General features: G+C 45.7%; 14 protein-coding genes and 1 pseudogene. 2 read left to right on the top strand and 13 right to left on the bottom strand.

Going from position 1 to position 20,343, the window contains the following annotated elements; all coding sequences use genetic code 11:
• Window positions 1-190: 190 nt before the first annotated feature.
• Both QZW82_RS08195 and QZW82_RS08190 read right to left on the bottom strand, forming a co-directional pair.
• Window positions 191-922: a sugar transferase gene (locus tag QZW82_RS08195; RefSeq protein ID WP_293146904.1), complete on the bottom strand. Its 732-nt coding sequence runs from the start codon at window positions 920-922 to the stop codon at window positions 191-193.
• Window positions 923-1,393: 471 nt separating this feature from the next.
• The gene (locus QZW82_RS08190) at window positions 1,394-2,557 is read right to left on the bottom strand and encodes a glycosyltransferase (protein WP_293146902.1); all 1,164 of its coding nucleotides are present in this window, start codon (window positions 2,555-2,557) and stop codon (window positions 1,394-1,396) included.
• A gap of 231 nt (window positions 2,558-2,788) precedes the next feature.
• Between QZW82_RS08190 and QZW82_RS08185 the strand changes: the two genes are divergently transcribed.
• Window positions 2,789-5,041, top strand: coding sequence for an iron uptake porin (locus QZW82_RS08185; protein ID WP_363318786.1), 2,253 nt, complete (start codon window positions 2,789-2,791; stop codon window positions 5,039-5,041).
• 65 nt (window positions 5,042-5,106) lie between these two features.
• Here the strand turns inward: QZW82_RS08185 and QZW82_RS08180 are convergent, their stop codons facing one another.
• From QZW82_RS08180 to QZW82_RS08135, 10 genes and pseudogenes are all read right to left on the bottom strand, one after another.
• Window positions 5,107-5,361, bottom strand: coding sequence for a hypothetical protein (locus tag QZW82_RS08180; protein WP_293146900.1), 255 nt, complete (start codon window positions 5,359-5,361; stop codon window positions 5,107-5,109).
• A 235-nt stretch (window positions 5,362-5,596) separates the two neighbouring features.
• Window positions 5,597-5,779, bottom strand: a complete 183-nt coding sequence (locus QZW82_RS08175; protein WP_293146898.1) for a hypothetical protein — start codon at window positions 5,777-5,779, stop codon at window positions 5,597-5,599.
• A gap of 338 nt (window positions 5,780-6,117) precedes the next feature.
• Complete coding sequence (locus tag QZW82_RS08170; RefSeq protein WP_293146896.1) at window positions 6,118-6,507, bottom strand: response regulator; 390 nt, start codon at window positions 6,505-6,507, stop codon at window positions 6,118-6,120.
• Window positions 6,508-6,650: 143 nt separating this feature from the next.
• Window positions 6,651-6,944 carry a hypothetical protein gene (locus QZW82_RS08165; protein WP_293146894.1) on the bottom strand — a complete coding sequence of 98 codons (294 nt, stop codon included), beginning with the start codon at window positions 6,942-6,944 and terminating at the stop codon, window positions 6,651-6,653.
• A gap of 105 nt (window positions 6,945-7,049) precedes the next feature.
• Entirely contained in the window at window positions 7,050-7,436 is a 387-nt protein-coding gene (locus tag QZW82_RS08160) for a response regulator (protein ID WP_293146892.1), read from the bottom strand.
• A 423-nt stretch (window positions 7,437-7,859) separates the two neighbouring features.
• Window positions 7,860-13,013: a PAS domain S-box protein gene (locus QZW82_RS08155; protein ID WP_293146890.1), complete on the bottom strand. Its 5,154-nt coding sequence runs from the start codon at window positions 13,011-13,013 to the stop codon at window positions 7,860-7,862.
• Between the two features lie 179 nt (window positions 13,014-13,192).
• Window positions 13,193-13,315, bottom strand: a complete 123-nt coding sequence (locus QZW82_RS08150) for a hypothetical protein (RefSeq protein WP_293146888.1) — start codon at window positions 13,313-13,315, stop codon at window positions 13,193-13,195.
• Between the two features lie 119 nt (window positions 13,316-13,434).
• Window positions 13,435-15,357, bottom strand: a complete 1,923-nt coding sequence (locus QZW82_RS08145) for a response regulator (RefSeq protein WP_293146886.1) — start codon at window positions 15,355-15,357, stop codon at window positions 13,435-13,437.
• 856 nt (window positions 15,358-16,213) lie between these two features.
• Window positions 16,214-18,013, bottom strand: a complete 1,800-nt coding sequence (locus QZW82_RS08140; protein ID WP_293146884.1) for an NFACT RNA binding domain-containing protein — start codon at window positions 18,011-18,013, stop codon at window positions 16,214-16,216.
• A gap of 536 nt (window positions 18,014-18,549) precedes the next feature.
• A pseudogene (locus tag QZW82_RS08135) lies at window positions 18,550-18,768 on the bottom strand (FAD-dependent oxidoreductase); the annotation flags it as partial.
• 143 nt (window positions 18,769-18,911) lie between these two features.
• Between QZW82_RS08135 and QZW82_RS08130 the strand changes: the two are divergent.
• Window positions 18,912-19,514: a hypothetical protein gene (locus QZW82_RS08130; RefSeq protein WP_293146882.1), complete on the top strand. Its 603-nt coding sequence runs from the start codon at window positions 18,912-18,914 to the stop codon at window positions 19,512-19,514.
• A 140-nt stretch (window positions 19,515-19,654) separates the two neighbouring features.
• On the opposite strand, the gene QZW82_RS08125 is transcribed toward QZW82_RS08130, so the two are convergent.
• Window positions 19,655-20,176 carry a tetratricopeptide repeat protein gene (locus QZW82_RS08125; RefSeq protein ID WP_293146880.1) on the bottom strand — a complete coding sequence of 174 codons (522 nt, stop codon included), beginning with the start codon at window positions 20,174-20,176 and terminating at the stop codon, window positions 19,655-19,657.
• Between the last annotated feature and the right edge of the window lie 167 nt (window positions 20,177-20,343).

The raw sequence follows: 20,343 nt of genomic DNA, 5'->3' as shown, positions 1-20,343 counted from the left end.
GGACTTTTAGGGTAGAGGCTGTTGTTGCCTGCCCGTCGTATGCTCAAGCTCTACCTTAACTCACAATTCTTCGATCGGCATCAAGGAAGTGTTTTGTTTGAGTAAAGAGTTTGCCGCTTGCTGTCAGTAGTCAGCATCAGTGGTCAGTAACAAACAAAACTAACTACCGATGGCTGACTGCCGACAAAAATTAATATGCGCCGTTATTTTTGGGGAAAATCACAACTCCAATTGTTTTGAAAACAATCCACATATCCATCCAAAGGTTTTTGTCATTGGCGTAATAGAGGTCGATTTGGACTCGCCGGGGATATGGAATGTCGTTGCGACCGGACACTTGCCACAAGCCTGTAATTCCAGGTCTGATGGTGAGAATTTTGTTGATGTGACGGCCGTATCTCGGCAGTTCTTCTTCAACTAAAGGTCTCGGCCCGACGACGCTCATATCTCCTTTTAATACATTCCAAAACTGGGGGAACTCGTCTAAACTGGTCATTCGTAAAAATCTTCCAATCCAGGTAATTCGAGGGTCTTGTTTAAGTTTGAAATTGTCCTCAAACTCTTGACGCAAATGCGGAGATTTTTCCATGATTTCCAGCAATATGTCGTCCGCATTTTCCACCATCGTTCTAAATTTAAGGCAATAAAACATTTTACGGTTTTTGCCTACTCGTTCCTGTACGTAAAAGATAGGCCCGGACGAGCTTAAGGCGATTGAGAGAGCCAAAAGCAGGTAAACCGGAGCAAACAGGATTAGAACCGATAAGGAAAAGAGAATGTCAAATAACCGCTTGAAAAATTCTCCGTCGAGTCTCTCTAGAGAACGACTGATAAGTCTATCTCCTTGCAGGACAGGCGCAAAACCGCGTCTTGCGATCGCTCGAATTACCTTGCCGGAGATTAGTTGGCTGTCGGCAGTCATCTTACTCCTTCACTTCACACCACACACAGTCACGATCATAAAGCCTCAAGACGCTTTGTTCTCTGAATTATGTTTCCAATACTCAATTTTCTGTCTTCGGAAGAAGCAAGTAGCAAGAAAAAATCAGGCAGAAGGAAGCCGGAAGAACCGACAAAGCACTTATGCAGAGAGGCTTTCAGGGATTCTGAAGACCTTCGGAATCACGAATCTGGAAGTCGGAATAATGGACAAAGCAATTATGCGGAGAGGTTTTCAGGGATTCTGAAGACCTTCGGAATCAGGCTTCGGAATCAGTAAAAACGAAGGTGATAGAACCGATAAAGCACTTATACAGACAGACTTTGAGCGCTTCTGAAGCCATTTTGAACAATGAATGTGTTGCCCTCTCCCCCTCTCCCCCTCTCCCCCTCTCCCCCCTCTCCCCCAACTGTCAACTGTCAACTGTCAACTGTCAACTGTTGAACCCCTCTCTCACCTCCCAGACTTGGTAAAGTTGACTGATTGAAATTCCTGATAGGAGTGTTCCACAAAAGCTAGATAGCGCTGCTCAAAGACTTCTGGGGCAAACTGGGAGGCGCGCCAGCGTGCCATTTCTGGCTCAAATTTGCCTTGCAACTGCTCAAATTCTTCGACAGCTTCGACTATTGCTGCTGCGGTTTGGGAGGGGAAAAATAAACCTGTCCCAGTCTCTGGGTGTTGGCGAATGTCGAGCACTGTCTCCAAAGCGCCGCCTGCTGCATAGGCAATTACTGGTGTCCCGCAAGCTTGAGCTTCTACTAAAGCGATGCCAAAATCTTCGCAAGCTGCATACACAAAGGCTTTTGCTTGGGCCATGTACTTTTCCACTACGGAGGCGGGCTGCCAGCCGAGTAGTTGCACGTTGGGTTTGGCGATTTGCCGAATCATGTCTAATTCTGGCCCGGTGCCGATGACAATGAGAGTATGCCCGAGTTGATTGAATGCTTGGACGATCGCACTTACGTTTTTGTAGCTTACCAATCGGCACACTGTCACGTAAAAGTCTTGTTTTTGCCGCATCAAGGAAAATCTCTCGATATTTACCGGCGGATAAATCACCTCGGCGCGCCGTCGGTAGCACCGCCAAATTCGGCGCGCGGTGTGTTGGGAGTTGGCGATGAAATAATCGACGCGGTTGGCTGAAAGTACATCCCACTGCCGCAGTCGGTGCAACAAATATCGCGTCAGCAAGCCCGGGATGCCCCGTCCGGCTTTGCTGCTGCGTAAATAGTCAAAAGTTAAGTCCCAGGCGTAGCGCATGGGCGTGTGGCAGTAGCAGACGTGCATTTGCCCTGGACTGCTGAGGATGCCTTTGGCGACGGCGTGGGAGGATGAGAGGATGATGTCGTATTCTCGCAGATCGATTTGTTCGATCGCGATCGGCAGGAATGGCAAATATTTTTGCACGCCGCTGCGGGCCTTAGGGAAATGCTGCAAAAATGTCGTGCCAATCTGTCGCCCGAACAGATAGCTTTCGGGATTCGTCGATTCAAAGTCAATGAGGGCATAGATATCAGCGTCTATGTATTTGAGGATTTCGGCAACTACGAGTTCTGAACCGCCGGTAGCTAAGGGCGTCAACCATTCATGAACTAGGGCGTATTTGAGTTTTTTCACTTGTTATGTAGTCGATCGAACGATTTGTGAGCGCCAGTTCTGTCAATATTAGTCTTACCGAGGGATCGCTTACGCACCCTCAAGCCATCAACCGTGTTTCTACGCAGGCAACTGGATTTTAGATTTTAGATCTTAGATTTACTCGATGGATTAATCTGGGATTTTGAATATAAGTCTTAAATTTTCGACTCCACACTCACGAGCGTCGCGTGTTTGTAGGAATTTTTGTTGGTGCTTCAAACCAATAATTTTTGGCAGCAACCAGTTTTTGTCAAATCGGGGATAGCAAAACCCAACTTTGCGACAATTTCCCGCCGATTGTTGACAAAAAATACTATTAGGCGGAATACTGTAAGGGATTTGCGATCGCCCAAATGTGTGGAACGGGCGATCGAACTAACGTGGTGTGAGGAAAAAATGTCCAAATTTTTGTGGAAAGGACTTTTAGCAAGTCCCGCTGTACTAGCAGCAAGTTTATTAGTCTCTTCAACTGCCCTAGCAGCAGAGCAACCTGTAGAAATTGCCGCAGCTCAAGCCAATCAATTGGAATTAGCAGGTGCTGCAACCGAGGCAGCACAGCCTGAAATAGCAGCAGTGACGGCCGAACAAACGTCACTAGCTACCAACTTAACTGTTGACACTATTGATAAAAAAAGTATTGCAGCGAAAGTAGCCCCAGTTGCCGAACCAGCCGCATCAGCGGAAAACAACGCAGTTGCAGCAGCAGACTTAAGCGAAACCAAACCCGCAGTCGCGCCCGCCAACCTAAGTACCGAACCACCTGTCGCGGAGCAAATACCCGCAGTCGCGCCCGCCAACTCCAGCGAAAGGCTACCCGCCACGCCGACTAATTTAAGCGCCGAAAAAGCAGCCCCACAACCCCAGCAGATTTCCCAATCAACTCCTCCCATTCCGCAACCTCAAGCGCAGTCAAATGTTTTAGAACAAATCAACCAATACAGCGCAGAAGGCACCAGCGAAGATGCAGTTGGCCAAGTAACCTCCGTTTCGCAACTTTCCGACGTTCGGCCCACCGATTGGGCATTCCAAGCTTTGCAATCCCTAGTAGAGCGCTACGGGTGCATTGCCGGCTATCCTGACGGCACCTATCGCGGCAACCGGGCGATGACTCGCTACGAGTTTGCAGCGGGTTTAAATGCCTGTTTGGATAAGGTGAACGAACTGATTAAAAGCGGTGGCAGAAATCTCGCAACCAAAGAAGATTTGGCTGCTGTGCAAAAACTGCAAGAAGAGTTTGCAGCGGAATTGGCAACTTTGCGCGGCCGCGTCGATGCTTTGGAAGCGCGCACCTCCGAATTAGAAGCCAATCAGTTTTCGACTACGACTAAACTCAACGGCGAAGTCATATTTGCATTGACAGGTATCGCCAGGGGAGAGGATGCTGACGGCCGCGACGCTGATAGAAGCACGGCTTTTGGTAGCAGGGTTCGTCTCAATTTCGACACGAGTTTTACCGGCAAAGATTTGCTCAGAACTCGACTGCAAGTTTTGAATCTAGGTGCGTTTTCTACTAATAATACTAAAACTGCTGAAGGGGAATTGCGGTTTAATGCTGGGCCTTTTGGAACAGCTAGCAATACAGTCGGTTTAGATGCGCTGTTTTATCAATTTCCCCTCGGCAAAAGCACTACTGTAATTCTCGAAGCCAATGCCGGTGCCGCTGACGATTTTACTAACACTGTCAATCCTTACTTTGACGGAGATGGCGGCAGCGGTGCTCTTTCTAACTTCGGCACTCGCAACCCGATTTACTATTTGACTGCGGGTACTGGTATCGCTGTGCGGCAGCAATTGGGAGAAAAACTTGAGCTGAGTTTGGGATATTTGGCCGGCAACGCTGCAAGCCCGACGCAGGGTAACGGTTTGTTCAACGGTTCTTACGGCGCTTTGGCTCAGTTGACTTTCAAACCGACAAGCACTATGGCTCTAGGTTTAACTTACGTCAATTCCTACAACTTCGTCACCGGTACGGGCAGCAACGCTTCTAATTTCCCGGTACGTCTCGGTTCCTTCGGCATCGACAGCGACAGCAATCTGCCAGTTTCTAGCAATTCCTACGGCGCACAGGCTTCGTGGAGAGTGCGGCCTGGATTGGCAATTGGCGGTTGGGCTGGTTACACTAACCAGCGCATTTTATCTAACTTGGCTACTCCTACCGGTTCTGTGCAGCGCGGAGACCAAAAAATCTGGAACTGGGCTGTTACTGTGGCTTTTCCCGATTTGTTGAAAGAGGGAAATGTGGCGGGCTTTCTCGTAGGTATGGAGCCGCGAGTAACAAGTTCTACTAATCGGACTTTGCCGGAAGATAAGGATACTTCCCTTCACATTGAAGGGTTCTATCAGTTTAAGTTGAGTGACAATATTTCGATCACTCCTGGTCTGATTTGGCTGACTGCTCCCGATCACAATAAGAATAATTCTGATCTGGTGATTGGGGTGGTGAGAACTACGTTTACTTTCTAGGCTCAGCATTTGGAATTTGGAATTTGGGATTTGGGATTTGGGATTGGCAGTTTTAATCTCAAATCTCAAGCCGCCAATTTCAAACTGGTTGAAAAACTCAGATTCTGTGGCACCCGTGCTTTATTGAGAGTTGCTATAGATGGCAATAAACAATATTGGTTAAGATTGTAGACGGGCATTTCTTGCCAACACTCGCGACAAAACCAGTACACCTGATGCTGGCGAAAGTGACGAAGCATCGGATTGGAGCAGCAGGGACAGTCTGTATTCTGGTTAACTTGACCGAGGATTTGATTTGAGCTGCCTGCGTTGTCTATCATAAAAACCTCTTTTTTAACTCAGATTTATTTCACTGTTGTGCGAAAGTGCTGTAAGCTGGCTTGAAGTACCAACGACATCACTGTAAAAGTGAAAAGTAAAGATTTGGTGAAAAATATAAGGTTGTTAAGGAATTGAGTTGATTTTAAATATTTCGCAACAATAGTCAGACTTGTTAAAAAAAAATGCAGGTTGAGGGAAGCTTCAAACTCTTATGCAGTAAGTCATTCCCTATTCTCAAATCTCAAATGGTATTGTCTCCCACATCGGCAGAGCTTCAACAGTTGACAGTTGACAGTTGACAGTTGACAGTTGACAGTTGACCATGGGAGAGCGACCTCTACCCTTAAGTCCGAGGATTGGAGTAATGAATAGTCTGATTTTAATTTCTCCCGCTCCGGCGGGCGGGCTTTCAACCAATTATTTCTGGTAATGTCACCTCTGGGGTTTGAGAATTATCCGCAATTTAGATTCTGCTTTTAAAGCGCGTCATTATACCATTTCTGTCAAGTCTTGCTAAAACATAATTGTTGGGCGAAGTGAATGTCCGGGTTGTTTTGACTCGGCTCCCGCACAGCAGAGGTGCGTCGCTATGAAATTGTTGATTTTTAGGCGAGAGATTTTTACTGGCGACGCACCCTACGGCTACTAAGGAATGAGAATTAAATAACTTACAATTTTTATTGTTCTTCTGGCCCGTCCCACAAATATGTGTAAATTATTTAATTCGCGATCCTAAGGCTGAGGGATGTGAGATTTTAGTGTAAGTCCCAGCCTAATACCTGAGCAATCTGAACGGACAGCATAGCTGGATCGAGGGGATTTACAATCACTGCTGCTATTTTATCTTGTGGGAACAAGGTCTTTTGTAGATCGACCCATTTCGCTTTGAGAGTTAACAGCACAACCGGAATTCCTTGGGTGGTGGGTAGTGTTCTTAGTTCTTTGAGAAATAGGAATTCATCCATGGCGCCGGTGGAAATATCCAAAATTATGCTATCGGGCTGGTAGAGTATTGCTTGTCGCAAGCCTTCTAGGGTTGAATTGGCAACTCGCACGTTCCAACCTCCTAAATCGGTTAAACAAGCTTTTACTACTTCCTGCATATTTGGTTCTTTGTAAATCAGTAAAATTGTTTTGGTGGTCATAGCAACCACTTCCAAAGCCTTCATTGAATTAGCATTCAAATATAAAGTGTTGGGTTGCTAATTTAAGTGTTGTGTTCACTTTTTTTAGCGATCGACCAAATTGGCAGTTGGGAGTTCAATCGAAAGTTTGGATTGCGGAACTCTCAACTGCTTAGGAATGAAAATTCAATAATTTCAGCATCTTTACGCCCGCTAGCTTTGCAGGCAAGGATTGAAAGTTCGAGATTGCTTAAGTTATTAAATTGCCATTCCTTAGCAAACTGAATTTCCACACCATCGGGGTTGTTTCCCTTGCGTGAATCGTAATGGCTGCGATCGGCGTTTCTTCTGTATTGCCAATCCAAAGTGTTGATTGCTGAGTACGATTGAGCAAACTGGAAAATAGGCCATCCAGATACGGGTTCAGCTCCTTCGATGCCTGAAAACCATTCATTCACTTTTCTCCTATACCACCTGTTTTTGGTTCGATAGTAGGAGAGTAGATAGTAACGGTAAGGAATTGGTAAAGATTCTGCTATCGTTACAAAACTTGACAAATCATTTTAAAATTCTTCATCCCACCCCAAAATCTCTGCGACTTCTACCGTCAGGCTGGTGGGTTGGATTGGTTTGGCAATTACGCCTGTGACGCCCATTTCGGCAAATTTTGCCCGATCGCTCGGCAGGACTTTTGCTGTCAGCAGAATCACCGGAATCGATCGCGTCTTGGGATCGGATTGAAGGCCCTCGTAGACAGCAATCCCATCCATTCCCGGCATAGATACATCGAGCAAAATGGCTGATGGTTGTTGTGTTTGGACTATTTGTAAACACTCTTCTCCCGATCCGGCTACCAGCGTTTCCCATCCGCCGAGATCTTCTAAACACGCTTGCACCAATTCTCGGAGGTGTTCTTGATCGTCAACTACTAGAATTAATCTGTCACTCATGAAATTTTAGATTTTAGATGTTGGATTTTAGAAAGTTGCGATCGCAACTGGCACTAAATGGTTTAGGTACGTTGTTGGGCTTTAGCCCTCTGGGTTTAGTGGTTTTGTAAGCTGTCTGTCATACCTCATATTTTTGAGAAAGGCTATACATACCTTTTTGGTATCTGGCTGCGATTGAGGGATCTGGATCGAAGAGCGCCCAAGCGCAACAACGTACCTTTTTGGTATCTGGCTGCGATTGAGGGATCTGGATCGAAGAGCGCCCAAGCGCAACAACGTACCTTTTTGGTATCTGGCTGCGATTGAGGGATCTGGATCGAAGAGCGCCCAAGCGCAACAACGTACCTTTTTGGTATCTGGCTGCGCTGGAGGGATCTATATGAAAGAGCGCCCAAGCGCAACAACGTACCTTTTTGGTGACAGTTATTCGATCGCAGGTAAGGGTAGTGTAAAGAAAAACGTGCTGCCTTCACCGAAGATACTTTCAACCCAGATTTTTCCACCGTGCTGCTCAATAATACTGCGACAGATGGGCAATCCTAACCCGGTTCCTCCTTTTTCGCGAGAATCTGAGGCATCGACTTGCTGAAATCGCCCAAAAACGAGTTCTAATTTATCGGCTGGAATGCCCCGCCCGCGATCGCGAACTTGGAAGAGCACGCAGTCTGTTTGCTTTTGGGCACTCAGGTAAATGGCGGAACCGACATCCGAGAATTTAAGAGCATTACTAAGTAAATTTGTCAAGGTTTGGAGGATGGCATCTGCTGCGGCCCAGACTTCTGCATCGGTGGGGGTAATAATTAATGAAATCTGGTTTTGAGTGGCGATCGCCTGGAGGGCATCTACTACTTGCTGCATCAAATCTGCGGCTTTGCAAACGGTTTTATCCAAAAATGCTCGCCCGGACTCCAGCCGTTCCAAATCTAAAATATCATTAACCAGGTTTACCAAACGATTGGTATCAATTAGGGCAATTTCGATCATGCGCCGGGACTTTTCTGGTTTTTTATCGTAAATTCCTGTTTTTAATAGTCCCAAGGACATTTGAATTGCTGTCAAAGGAGTCCGCAATTCATGGCTGACAATGCCGATGAATTCATCCTTAATTTGTTCGACTTTGTTTCGTTCGGTGATATCTTCGCCAATGTTGATACTGCCGATGATGGTTCCATCTGAATCTTGTAGCATTGTATTGTTCCAAGCAATGAATCGTTCTTCGCCGGATTTGGTCAAGATGACATTTCGATAATAGGGATGAGCATTGTGAGTCAAGAGTTCCAAGAAGTCGGCTTCAGTTGATTGTTGACTAGAGCTAGGCAAGAAGTTTTCAAACCAGTTATTGCCTAAAACTTCTTCGTTAGTATACCCCGTGAGACCGACAAAAAATGGATTTACGTAATTGATATTTCCCGACGCATCGAGTCCGACAACAATCAACTGCACATTCTCCAAAAGCGATCGCCAGCGACGTTCGGCTTCTCGGATTACGGCGGTGGCTTGTTGGCGTTCTTGCAATTCGAGTTCGAGTTGGGTGTAGAGTTGGGATTGCTGAATGGCGATCGCCAATTGGCTGCTAATCTGTTCGAGCAATTCAATTTCCCAAGATTGCCAATTGCGAGGTGCAGTATTTTGGTAGATGATTAACAATCCCCAGAGCAATTCTCCCGAAAATATGGGAACTGCCAAATATGCCTTGGCTTGAAATTGTTGCAAGAGTTGGATGTGACAGGGATGAAGTCCAGCTTCGTCAATATCGGCGATCGCAAAGGTTTCGTGATTGCGGAAGCGACCTCCTTTGGTTTCTTGCAGGTAGACATCTTCACAAGCTTTTTGAATATTGCATTCCACCAGTTTTACCCACTGCGGATCGACTGACTCCACCACAAAATCTCCACTCCAATCGGGAGTGAAACGATAAATCGCAGCGCGATCGACTTGTAATGTTTGCTTGACTTCTGTGACGGCAGTATTCAGAATGTCATTGAGGTCTAAAGATTGGCGAATCGCTTGAGTAATAGTCCAGAGCAAATTTTCCTGGCGAGATTTCTGTAGTAATGCTGCTTGGGCTTGTTTGCTTTCAGTGATATCTTGTTGCACTGCAACCAAAACATCCCCGTATTCGGGATGCTTGAATACAGAGCAAGTTGCACTGCACCAAAGCAAAGTACCATCTTTCTTGACATTTTCGACTTCATAGCTAAATTCACCGCCGTGTAAAACAGCAGATCTAATGGCTTGATATACATCTTCAGGACTTAGCGATTCGCGGGCATAGTTGAGAATCGAAACGTGCTTACCGTTGAGTTCCTCGCAGTCATAGCCAAACATCTGCTCAAATTTAGGATTAGCATAAACAATGGCTGCATTATCGGTTCTCACCAAGCAAATACCTTCCGCCATATTGCGGGTAATCACAGCCTGAAGCTCTAGCGTTTGTTGTACCTGTTTGAGTTGAGTTAGATCGCGCAGACTGATGATAACGCCGGAATTTTTTTCGCCTGCATCGCAGAAAGGCGTGTAGGTAACGCTCAAAAATTGCGGGACTAAATTGGGAGAGTCAAACCATCTTTCATACTGAATTGTTTCTCCCGCTAAACATCGATCTAACAAAGGTTGAATGAAGTTATCGAACAAGTCCGCACCCAGGATATTCTTAACGAAATTTCCCACAACTTCGCTTGCGGATTTGTTGCACCAAGTCAAATAACCTTGATTAGCTATCTGATAAATATAGTTGCGATTTATCAACGCAATCCCATCTTTGGTATTGGATACAATGCGCTCGTATTTTCGGAGGGCTTCTTCAGCACGTTTGCGATCGCTAATATCGAGGAGCACGCCTAGAGATCGCACGGGTTTCCCCAATTCATCATAGATGCCTTTGCCGCGCCCCAGTATCCAATGAACAGAGCCATCGGGATGCACCACTCGATATTCGGCTTCATAATAAGTACGGTTTTCCAACGATTCTAAAAACTTTTGTTCGACCCAACTCAAATCTTCTGGATGTACGCGCTCGCGCCAAAGCTGATAGGTTGCTTCCCTATCATTAGTAAAACCCAGTAATTTAAAGAGATTATCATTCCAGATTTGGCTTTTGGTGGCTGTGTCCATATCCCAAAAGCCAGTATTAGTTAAATCTAGTGCTAGTCGGCGGCTTTCTTCGCTTTCTCTTAGAGCTAATTCGGCTTGTTTTCGCTCGATTTCGATCTGTTTGCGATCGCTAATGTCAAACATACTGGAGCGACTCATTAAAAAGTTACCTGCATCATCTTTGATGGCGCTGGCATTTAGGCTGATCCAGCGCGTCGAGCCGTCTTTATTCAAGATCTCAAACTCCAAATTATCGATCCATCCCTGTTTTTTGAATAAGGGAAAGTTATCGTAAAAAATCTTTTTGCTATCTTGCTTAAGTAAATCTAAAAAATTCTTTTTATTCACGATTTCATCGCGGTCATAGCCCAACCATTTCAGTTCCGTATCGTTAATCCGAACTATAGTTCCTACTGCGTCTAGGGAGTGATAGCCGCATGGAGCTTGATTGTAGAGGTCTTCTATTTCATGGATATATTGCTGTAAGACTAATTCTGCTTGTTTTTTTGGGGTAACATCATGATTGATTTCTAGGATTTTAATTGGTCTACCTGCATCATCTTTTTGGACGACCCAACGGCTAGATACAGTAATTTGGTGCTTGTCCCTAGTGCAATGAATTAGTTCTCCTTCCCAGTAACCTGTTTCAAACAGTTCTGCTTTAATTTCTGCCAAGGGCTGGGGAAATTGGGTTTTGAACAAACTGTGCAACTCTTGTCCGAAGACCTCGGCTTTTGTCCAGCCATACATCAACTCGGCTCCCTGATTCCAAAAGCTGATGACTGAGTTTAAATCCCAGGTGATAATACTGTCGTGGGCGAGATCGAGCAGTTGTGCTTGTTCTTTGAGCAGTTGATAGGCGTGGTCTTTTTCGAGTAAGGTAACTAGCAGGCGATCGTTGACTTCGGTGAGTTCAGTTGTTCTTGATGCTACCCGTTTTTCGAGTTCGGTATTGATTTGTTGGAGGGCAATTTGTGCTTGTTTGCGATCGGTAATATCTTCAGTGAAGAGAATGATGCCACCAACATCGCCATTGCTGCGATACCAAGGGTGAATTTCCCACCGCAACCATTGCTGCGAGCCATCTGAGTGCACAAACCGATCTTCATCGCATTTTTCAATGAAACCTGCTAAACCGCGCTGGTGGAATTGCTTCCACTCGTCTGGAATATTCGGAAAAAGCTCGTAGTGCGATCGCCCAATTATCGATCCTAGGTCATCCATCTGAAATTCATCAACCCATCGCTGGCTGGCGGCTAGGTAACACATGGAGCGATCGAACATCACAATACTGGCGGGAGCATATTTGATGAACAATTGCAGTTTTTCCTGAGTCTCCTGTAATGTTAGTTCTGCTTGTTTGCGATCTCTAAGTTCGGTTTGTAGCTGTTCCAATAAATCAGCTTGTTGGATGGCAATACTAGCTTGTGCAGACAACTGTCGCAGCAATTCTATTTCTGAAGCTTGCCATTCTCGCGGCGCGACGCAGTGATGAGCAATTAGCAAACCCCAAAGATTTTCACCTTGGAGAATCGGCACGACTAAGTTTGCCCTGACTTGGAGATTTGTCAGCAATTCTAGGTGACAGGCTGCAATTTGTGCCTTATAAATATCTGATTTAGCAGTGACTAAGCCTTGTCTGAAGGGTTCAAAATAGCTTTCACTAAGGCAAGGATCGTGTATCTGAGTGGATAGGATTGGTGTCGCTTCTGAACCAACTGACTCTACCACAACCCTGCCGCTCCAGTCTGGGGCTAATTGAAAGATAATGACGCGATCGCAGAGCAGAATATTTCTAATTTCTGTTACCGTGGTGTTGAGAATATCTTCTAATTTCAGGGAATCGCGGATAGCAAGTGCTGTTTTAGCCAGGATTTGCTGTTGCTGTCGCTGCCATTCCCGCTCTCTCATTAGTTGGCTGTGTCGCAGGACATAGCTAATGGAACGCTGCAAAACTTCTGGGGTAATCTGGCTTTTTTCTAAATAATCCTGAGCGCCGCTTTTGAGTAAATCAACGGCAATTTGGAGATTTCCCTGCCCTGTAAGCACGATCGCGGGAAGGGTATTTCGCCCACTCTGTTGCAGCAGTTCCTCCAACAACTCTAACCCATCTATATCGGGTAAATAGTAATCTAGTAGCAAAATATCTGGGATCTGGTGCTGGCACCATTGCAGCGCATCTTCACCGTTATTAAATTCCACAATATTGTAGGTGCGATCGCTATCTTGCAACAAAAATCGGCGGTAGGTAGCGCGATCGACTTCTGAGTCGTCTACGAACAGAATGGTGTATTGGCCGGTTGCTTCAGGGCGGGTGGCTAAACCCAGAGAGTCCGGGAGGGTTAAGGTTGCCACTCCCGATGCTATCTGCGGTAGCCCAGTTGCGGATTGCGATCGTCCAGCCTGCTGGAGAGCCGCCACTTCTGAGCGCAACAACTCTAATTCAGCAATCAGTTCGTCTTTAGTTTTGTCCCGATCTTGCATATTACTTGCTGTTTTTTAAAGTGGTGATAAATAAATCAAATTATGATAATTCCGGTCAAATGAGAAATTCAAACCAATATCGAAATAAAGTGTGTATCGTCTCGGTCAAAGCAGAGATCCCCATTTGTTTCAAAATATAACCATTCGCCCCTTGTTTGTAGCATCTAGGTAAGTCTAGTTCATTCAGTTGACAGTTGACAGTTGACAGTTGACAGTTGACAGCAACCTCTACCTGGAATTCCGAGGATTGGAGTAATGAATCCTCTTCTTTTAATTTCTACGCCAAACCCAGAGGCTTGCAACCAATTATTTCTGGTGAATTGTCAACAGTCGTTTACCCTACTAATAATGTTGCATGATTTTTTCATGTTGGTATTACTGAGAAAGTCGAAAAATGTTAGAATGAATGGTTTTAGTAAGTTTAATTATTTCGCGACTTCAGGTTCGGAGCGGTGCGTTTGATGCGGCTGAGTACCCGTGTCACGAGTTCTGGCCCTAGCACTGGTTTGGTAATGAAGTCATCGGCTCCGGCTACAAAGGCTTGGCTGAGGGAATCTGCATCGGTGCGAGCAGTTACAACTAAGATTGGCAAATCTCCCCACTGCGTATCCTGCCGCACCACCTGGCACAAGTCTAGCCCGCTAATTTGTGGCATCTCCAAATCGAGTATGACTAAGTTGGGTGAAGTTGTAACCAGCACTTCCCAAAATCCTTGAGGATCGGTTAATTTTACCACGTCCAAACCCCAAGGTGTTAGCAGTGCAGATAAGTGAGCTAAAATCGCAGGATCGTCGTCAACAATTAATACTTTGGCTTGTAATGCTTCTGTTTTGGTTAAGATACGGGATATGGCTTGAAAAATTTGGTCGGTGGTGGCAGGTTTGTGTAAAAATTGTTTGGCACCTAGGCGAGATACTGCTAGCCGATCGCCCAAACTGTCGCGCCCTGTAAATACAATTACGGGTAGGTTGGGCGATCGCTCGTTGAGCTCTCGCAGCAGGGTTAATCCATCTTCTTCGGTGTCGGGAAAGCTTAAATCTATTAAAATCAGATCGGGCATTGACATAGCCAAGCGCGATCGGGCAGTAGCAACATTCGGAGCAATTTTCATCCGAATTTTCCAACTTTCGGATTCTGCTTTTAAGCATTCCGTCAAAGCAGTATCATCGTCAACTACTAGCACTCGATGAGATACTGCGGTAGGCACTGGTGAAGTGGTTGACGTAACTGTTGGTTTGGCTAATTCCTGCTCTAATCCTGTCACCAGTTCCGAAAATCGTGTGATTTCTTCAGCAGTGAAAGGGCGAAGAACACCAGAGGGGTTGACTGGGCTAACGGAGATTAGTAAATGCTCTGCCGATCGCGCTAATTTCGATCCTTCTGGATATCCAAAGGATGCCATAGAGCCTGCTAATTTATGCGCTTCTTGCTTAGCCGCTCGATATAATTCGAGTTCCAAATTTCCGGCAATCAGAGCGGTTTTTGCTTCCGACAAGACGGCAATTTGTTGCTGAAATACTCCTCGAAACCGCTCTAGCACTTTGTCGAGCGCAGACGGATCTCCAGCGCGAGATTTCTGTTTGTTGGTGCTGTTGGTGCTAGAATTGTTTGAAAGCAGCGGTGCGGGTTGGGGACGTGTCTTGAGTCGATAGCCCATGCCATAAACTGTTTCGATCATTTCTTCAGTCAAGCCGCCTGCTTTGAGTTTTTTTCGGATATCCTTAATATGAGTGTTTATGGCGCGATCGGTTGGTGCATCGTCAAATCCCCACAGGCGATCGAGAATGGCGCTGCGGCTGAAGATGCGATCGGGATTTCGCATAAACAATTCCAGCAGGTTGTATTCTTTCGCTGTCAGTGAAATAAGTTGTTCGCCAAAGGTTACTCGGCCTGAATCCATGTCTAAACAAAGATTTCCCCAAGTCAATGTAGTGGATGAGTCTTTAGCAAAACTCCCAGGAGAAACTGCTTTAGAGCGCCGCAATAATGTGCGGATTCTTGCTAGCAATACTTCCGTACCGCAAGGCTTGTTGATGTAATCATCGGCTCCGGCGTCGAACCCTGCTACCACATCGGCATCTGAATCGTTTGCTGTCAGTAACAAGATTGGTTTGCGGTAGTTTTGCGATCGCAGTTGCCGGCACAGACTAATTCCATCTAGTTTTGGAACCTGCACGTCGAGCAAAATCAGGTCATACTCAATCAATGTTGCCAAGTCTAAGCCCGCTTGTCCGTCGCTGGCGCGATCGATCGTGTAGTCATTTGCTTCCAACACCTTTGCCAGTGTCGCACTCAGTAATGTATCATCTTCTACTAGCAGAATTCTGATCGGAGACTTGTTCATTGTGGTTGTAGGGTGCAATTCCGATGCGCTCAAGGCTTGTTGTGTAAGGTATAGGCCTGTCTTCTCATTCAATCGTAGGTTTGAATTTTAGAATATTTCGGGCGATCGGACTTATTGACAATTTATTCATGCTAAGAGAGAATTAGTTGTGGGTCAGATTAATTTTAATTGATTGTATTAAAAAAAATTGCCTTTTTTTTAGGGTTCACACCTTGACTGCGAGCATTCAATCAAGTATAATTAAATAATGGAAATATTGGCAAAATTAAATTTTAAGTCACCACTTCCATTATCTAAAATATACCCCGGAAGTCGAGCAAAGTCAATAGGTAATAATTCTTTTTTAGGGCGAATTTTTTTAGAAAAAGCGATCGCACTAATTGTAGTTTAGCTAGTATCGGCGGCAAGAAGGGCAGCAGCGATTAGATAGGAAAAAATGACGGCAAATTACATAAAATTTAGATTTGAGTTGCGTAAATCTTTGATGCAGGAAGAGAAAACCGCGGATTAAGGCAAATAATTTCTAGAAGATAAAGCGAATGAAGAGGTATTCAAGTCTGTTGTAGAATGCGACCTTGAGTTTCAAGTTTAAACAGAAACGACCAGCTTTAGCAAAGCTGGTCTGCAAAATAGTTAAATCCGTTGTGTTTTTTCCCACAGTGTTTTTCTCACAGTGAGGAAACCCAAGTTGCACGTTTCTTTGCAGCGGGTTACAAGAGCAATATCATCCCTCTTCAGCGGTATTTTAGCAAGAAAATTTATTTTTTGCAATAAAACGTTACATGGGAGACAGATTTTTATCTTCGATGGTTCGGACTTCAGTCCTCCGTTATTGGATGCGGACTCTTCGTCCTCACTACGAACTTGCTGGGGCTTGCTGCGGCCGACCCCAGACAATGCGCTCTTGCTTGTACACAACCATACCAGGCTTAGCACCCTTGGGCTTGTAAACATATTTCGGTTCGGTATAAACCACCGGAACTTGTTCGCTGTGACGGGCGCGACTGTAGTATGCAGTCATGTCTGCCGCATATTGCAAATCGGTTTCTTCAGCAACTGTACCGGGTGTGAGGCGCAGCAAGGCGTGACTTCCGGGAATCTCTAGGGTGTGAAACCACAAATCGTAGTCGTTGGCTGTACGAAAGGTGAGTTGGTCGTTTTGGCGGTTGTTGCGCCCGATTAATAGTTCAAAGCCGCTGGGGGTTTGGTAGCGGTGAAATTCGATCGCAGCATTTTTGTCACTGCCACGGTAATCTGATACAACTAGATATTTTTGCTGGATTAGTTCTTCGCGGATTTCGGCGAGGGTTTGCAAATCTTGGGTGTTGCGGTAGGTTTCCAATACCGAAAGTGCGGCTTCGACTTGTTCTAAATAGTCGATTTCTTCTTGTACGGCGGCTAATAAAGGTTCTACTGCAATGCGAGCTCTTTTAAGTTTTTGGTGTTTTTTGTAGATTGCTTGAGCGTTTTGAACGGCGTTTTTTTCCACGTTTAGCGGAATGACAACTGGTTTTTCGGTTTCAAAGTCTGGGAGGGAAATTGATTTCATTCCCGGTTCCCAATGCTGCAAGTTTGCCATTAACAAGTCGGCTTGGGATTTGTGAGTATCTGCATCTGCCGATTGCTGCAAGCGTTCTTTAAATGTGTTGGCTTTGAGGCGCAGTTTTGCTAGAACGTTGTTGAGTTTTTGGGTAAGCTGATGTCGCAGTTGGGAAAATACTTGTTGGTTGATTTCGCCTGTGTAATAAATGTTGAGTAATTGTTGGACGGAAGGGTTCGGCAGCGGATTTTGTTCTGGATGTAACGGATTGGGGGAATTAGATTCGTTTTCAGATTCAGATTCGGGCTGTTTTTCGTCTGGTTTTGGCCAGTCGATGACGCTGTAGCCTTCGGGGGTAAAACTCGGTTGAAATTTGGAGTTTTCTAGGCATTGCAACCAGTACAGCCAGCGCTGAAATAGTTGCTGCCATTGGTGGGGATTTAGGCTGTCGGTGGATTGTTCGGGGTCGAGATTTGCCGATCGAATCATCGATACAACTAAGACCTTACTCAACCCTCGGTAATTCTTCAACAGATTGGTCTTTATTTGCCCGGGAACCAGGCTAATTCGTTCTTGCCAGCGATCGAGAGATTCGATCGCGCTTGGCACTGCATCGGTCAAAGATGGGGGCAATTCGTAGGGTTGCCCGGTTTGGATGGGACGCACGCTGGACTGTTTGGCGCTGACTTGGTGGGCGCAGGTGACAACGAGATTATCTTCGGCGGTGAGGATGACGTTGCTGTACTTACCCATGATTTCGGCGTAGAGATGCCAGAGGGCGGGTTCGCCGGGACGTTTGGCGAATTGCAAGTCGATGACTCTTTCCCAAGGCGACACGGGGGCGATGGAAACTAAGGCTAAACCGCTGAGTTGGTGCCGCAGTTGTTCGCTGAAGGTGAAGGTGTCGGGAATTCGTGGCGGGGAGTCGCCGACGCAGATGCGGGCGGCTGCTGGATGGGATGAAATGTCGATCCAGCCGCGTTGGTTCATGGTTCGCAGGGCCAGGGACACGGTGAATCGATCGCGCTGGTAGACTTGTTCTAAGCGCGCTGGCAGCCATTGGGCTCGCAGTTCGCTGCAAGCTGCGGTTAATGTTGTAAAGTCTACGGGTTGCACGGTGGCCTCTTTGCGATCGATCTATGTATTTCTATGCTGACAGATATTGGTCGTATTTAACAAATTCTATCAAAGTTTTGTAACCTAATATCGTTTCTGGTTGGATCGGAATGATTTAACCGCAGAGGACGCAGAGGACACAGAGAGAGAATAAAGAGATTAATATAGGACGATGCAACCGGATTTGATATATTTTGAAAATCCGCCGATCGCAAATCCGAGCACAAGAATGTGCGATCGCATTTTAGCAAATACAGGACACAACACATAGGTTTGATCGTTCGGACTTTAGTCCTATCTAAATTTGATGCGGACTAAAGTCCTCACTACGAACCTATTGGTTATCTGGTTTGATCGTTCGGAATGCGAGTCCTCTGATTTGGATGCGGACTAAAGTCCTCACTACGAACCTATCTACGTTTATTTGCGGTATTTCATGCAATAAGTCTAAGATTTTAGACCGAGATCCCGCAGCATTTCTAAATGTTTGTGCAGGGGTGCGATCGTATTAGCTGCGATCGCCCCGCTAGCAGCAACAGCGCATCAAGAACTTGTCGCAGCGGATTCGCAGAGGGGCTGTAGGTTGACACTCCTCGACTATCTTTGAACCCGTGTGCTGCCCCGCCCGCGATCGAATGGCTTTCGCAGACAATCACATCAAAGCCATAGCTGGCAAGCATTGCACCGCAACTCAACCCACCGATACCGCTGCCGATGATGATGATTTCTGTATCCGTGGGGGCGATCGTCACCATGTTGTTCTCCGCTACCTACATCCCCTAATATTATTACAAACCCCTCTCTTTCCCTCTCCCTCTGCGGCCTCTGCGGCCTCTGCGGTTCATTACCTCAAAAAAATCCAATAGCAAACGAACCTTCCTATATTACTGTTAGTTAAATGGAAAACATATCAATTCTAGAACAAGCCGCCAAATCCAATCCTAAACCATCATCCACCACCGTAGTCGCAGCCCTCCTAGAAGCTGAGAAAAACGCCAAAAAAAATAAAACTCGCTATTCCTTAGAGCAACTAATCGGTAATTGGCGCTTGTGCTTTATAACTGGCACCAAAAAGACTCGACAAAAAGCGGGAATTGTGCTAGGCGCCGGACGTTACATCCCCGAATGGGTGGCGAAAATTCAAATTGCTTACTCAGTTGAACCTGTTGCTGAAGGCGAAAAGCCTAGTGAAACCGGCAGAGTGGAGAATTCGGTGCTCGTTGGTGCGATCGAATTAACTCTTTCCGGGCCGACGAAGTTTTTGGTCAATCAGAATATATTAGCATTTGATTTTACCAGAATTAGGGTGAAATTGTTGGGTAAAACCGTGTATCAAGGATTTATTCGCGGTGGTGAAGCGCGGGAAGCGGAATTTTTTAGTTTGAGTGTGGGGAAACAGGCATTTTTTGCATATTTTCTGGTAGAACCTGGGATAATTGCTGCTAGGGGAAGGGGCGGCGGATTGGCTTTGTGGCAGAGAGTTTCAACAGTTGACAGTTGACAGTCGATCCGTTGTAGGGGCGGTGCCCCCGTGCCCGCCCTCTACCCTTAAGTCCGAGGAATGAAACAGTGAATAATTTTGTTTTATTTCCCCCCTCGAAGGAGGAGGCTTTAAACCCATTCTTCTTGGTGAACTCTGACTTATTTACTGGTTTTGTTGACTTCTTTGATATTCTCCAAAATACTAGATTCCAGCGCGCGATCGCCTATTTGTCGCGCAATTGCCAAAGCTTGGTTATAGTATTTCAAAGCTTCAGGCGGCTGTCCCATAGTCTGGTATACTGAACCGATACTATCCAAAATATCAGCTTCCTCAGAGCGATCGCCGACTTCTCGGGCGATCGGCAAAGCTTGGTTAAAGTATTTCAAAGCTTCTTCCAGCCTAGAAATAACGTAGTAGTTAAGACCAATAGCATTGAGTGCTATGCCTTCAAGTTCTCTATTTTTAAGTTTTTGTGCAGTGGCTAAAATTTGCTGCCATATTTCGATCGCCTGTTGGTGTTTTTCTTGCTTTTGCAGTCGATCTGCTTCCTCTATCAGTTTCAGAAGTTCTTCACTCTGTGCATCTTGACTTTGTGCCCAACTAGGTTGCACCATCACCGGCACAGTCAGAGGACTCAAACACGCACCCAAAACTAAAATAATACTGAGAATTTGTTTCATGTTTTTGATAATTCGCTATAGAGGATTAATAGAGTATATATCAATACGGTTTACTTAAGGTCGAACAAGTGGTACACTAGGTATGATGTATAAAAAAGTAAATCAAGTATAGTGCCGTACAAAAAATTATTATTAGAATCTCCCAAGCTCAAAAGTAGCGAGATATT

Source organism: Microcoleus sp. bin48.metabat.b7b8b9.023 (assembly GCF_013299185.1).
Lineage (GTDB): Bacteria > Cyanobacteriota > Cyanobacteriia > Cyanobacteriales > Microcoleaceae > Microcoleus.
The sequence above is the reverse complement of the archived record's forward strand: the minus strand, read 5'-3'. Positions and strand labels throughout refer to the sequence as shown.

What these genes read in the sequence shown, in the direction of transcription:
- QZW82_RS08195 (WP_293146904.1), bottom strand. Translation starts at nt 922, where the DNA reads ATGACTGCCGACAGCCAACTAATCTCCGGCAAGGTAATTCGAGCGATC.
- QZW82_RS08180 (WP_293146900.1), bottom strand. Translation starts at nt 5,361, where the DNA reads ATGATAGACAACGCAGGCAGCTCAAATCAAATCCTCGGTCAAGTTAAC.
- QZW82_RS08170 (WP_293146896.1), bottom strand. Translation starts at nt 6,507, where the DNA reads ATGACCACCAAAACAATTTTACTGATTTACAAAGAACCAAATATGCAG.
- QZW82_RS08160 (WP_293146892.1), bottom strand. Translation starts at nt 7,436, where the DNA reads ATGAGTGACAGATTAATTCTAGTAGTTGACGATCAAGAACACCTCCGA.
- QZW82_RS08155 (WP_293146890.1), bottom strand. Translation starts at nt 13,013, where the DNA reads ATGCAAGATCGGGACAAAACTAAAGACGAACTGATTGCTGAATTAGAG.
- QZW82_RS08145 (WP_293146886.1), bottom strand. Translation starts at nt 15,357, where the DNA reads ATGAACAAGTCTCCGATCAGAATTCTGCTAGTAGAAGATGATACATTA.
- QZW82_RS08130 (WP_293146882.1), top strand. Translation starts at nt 18,912, where the DNA reads ATGGAAAACATATCAATTCTAGAACAAGCCGCCAAATCCAATCCTAAA.
- QZW82_RS08125 (WP_293146880.1), bottom strand. Translation starts at nt 20,176, where the DNA reads ATGAAACAAATTCTCAGTATTATTTTAGTTTTGGGTGCGTGTTTGAGT.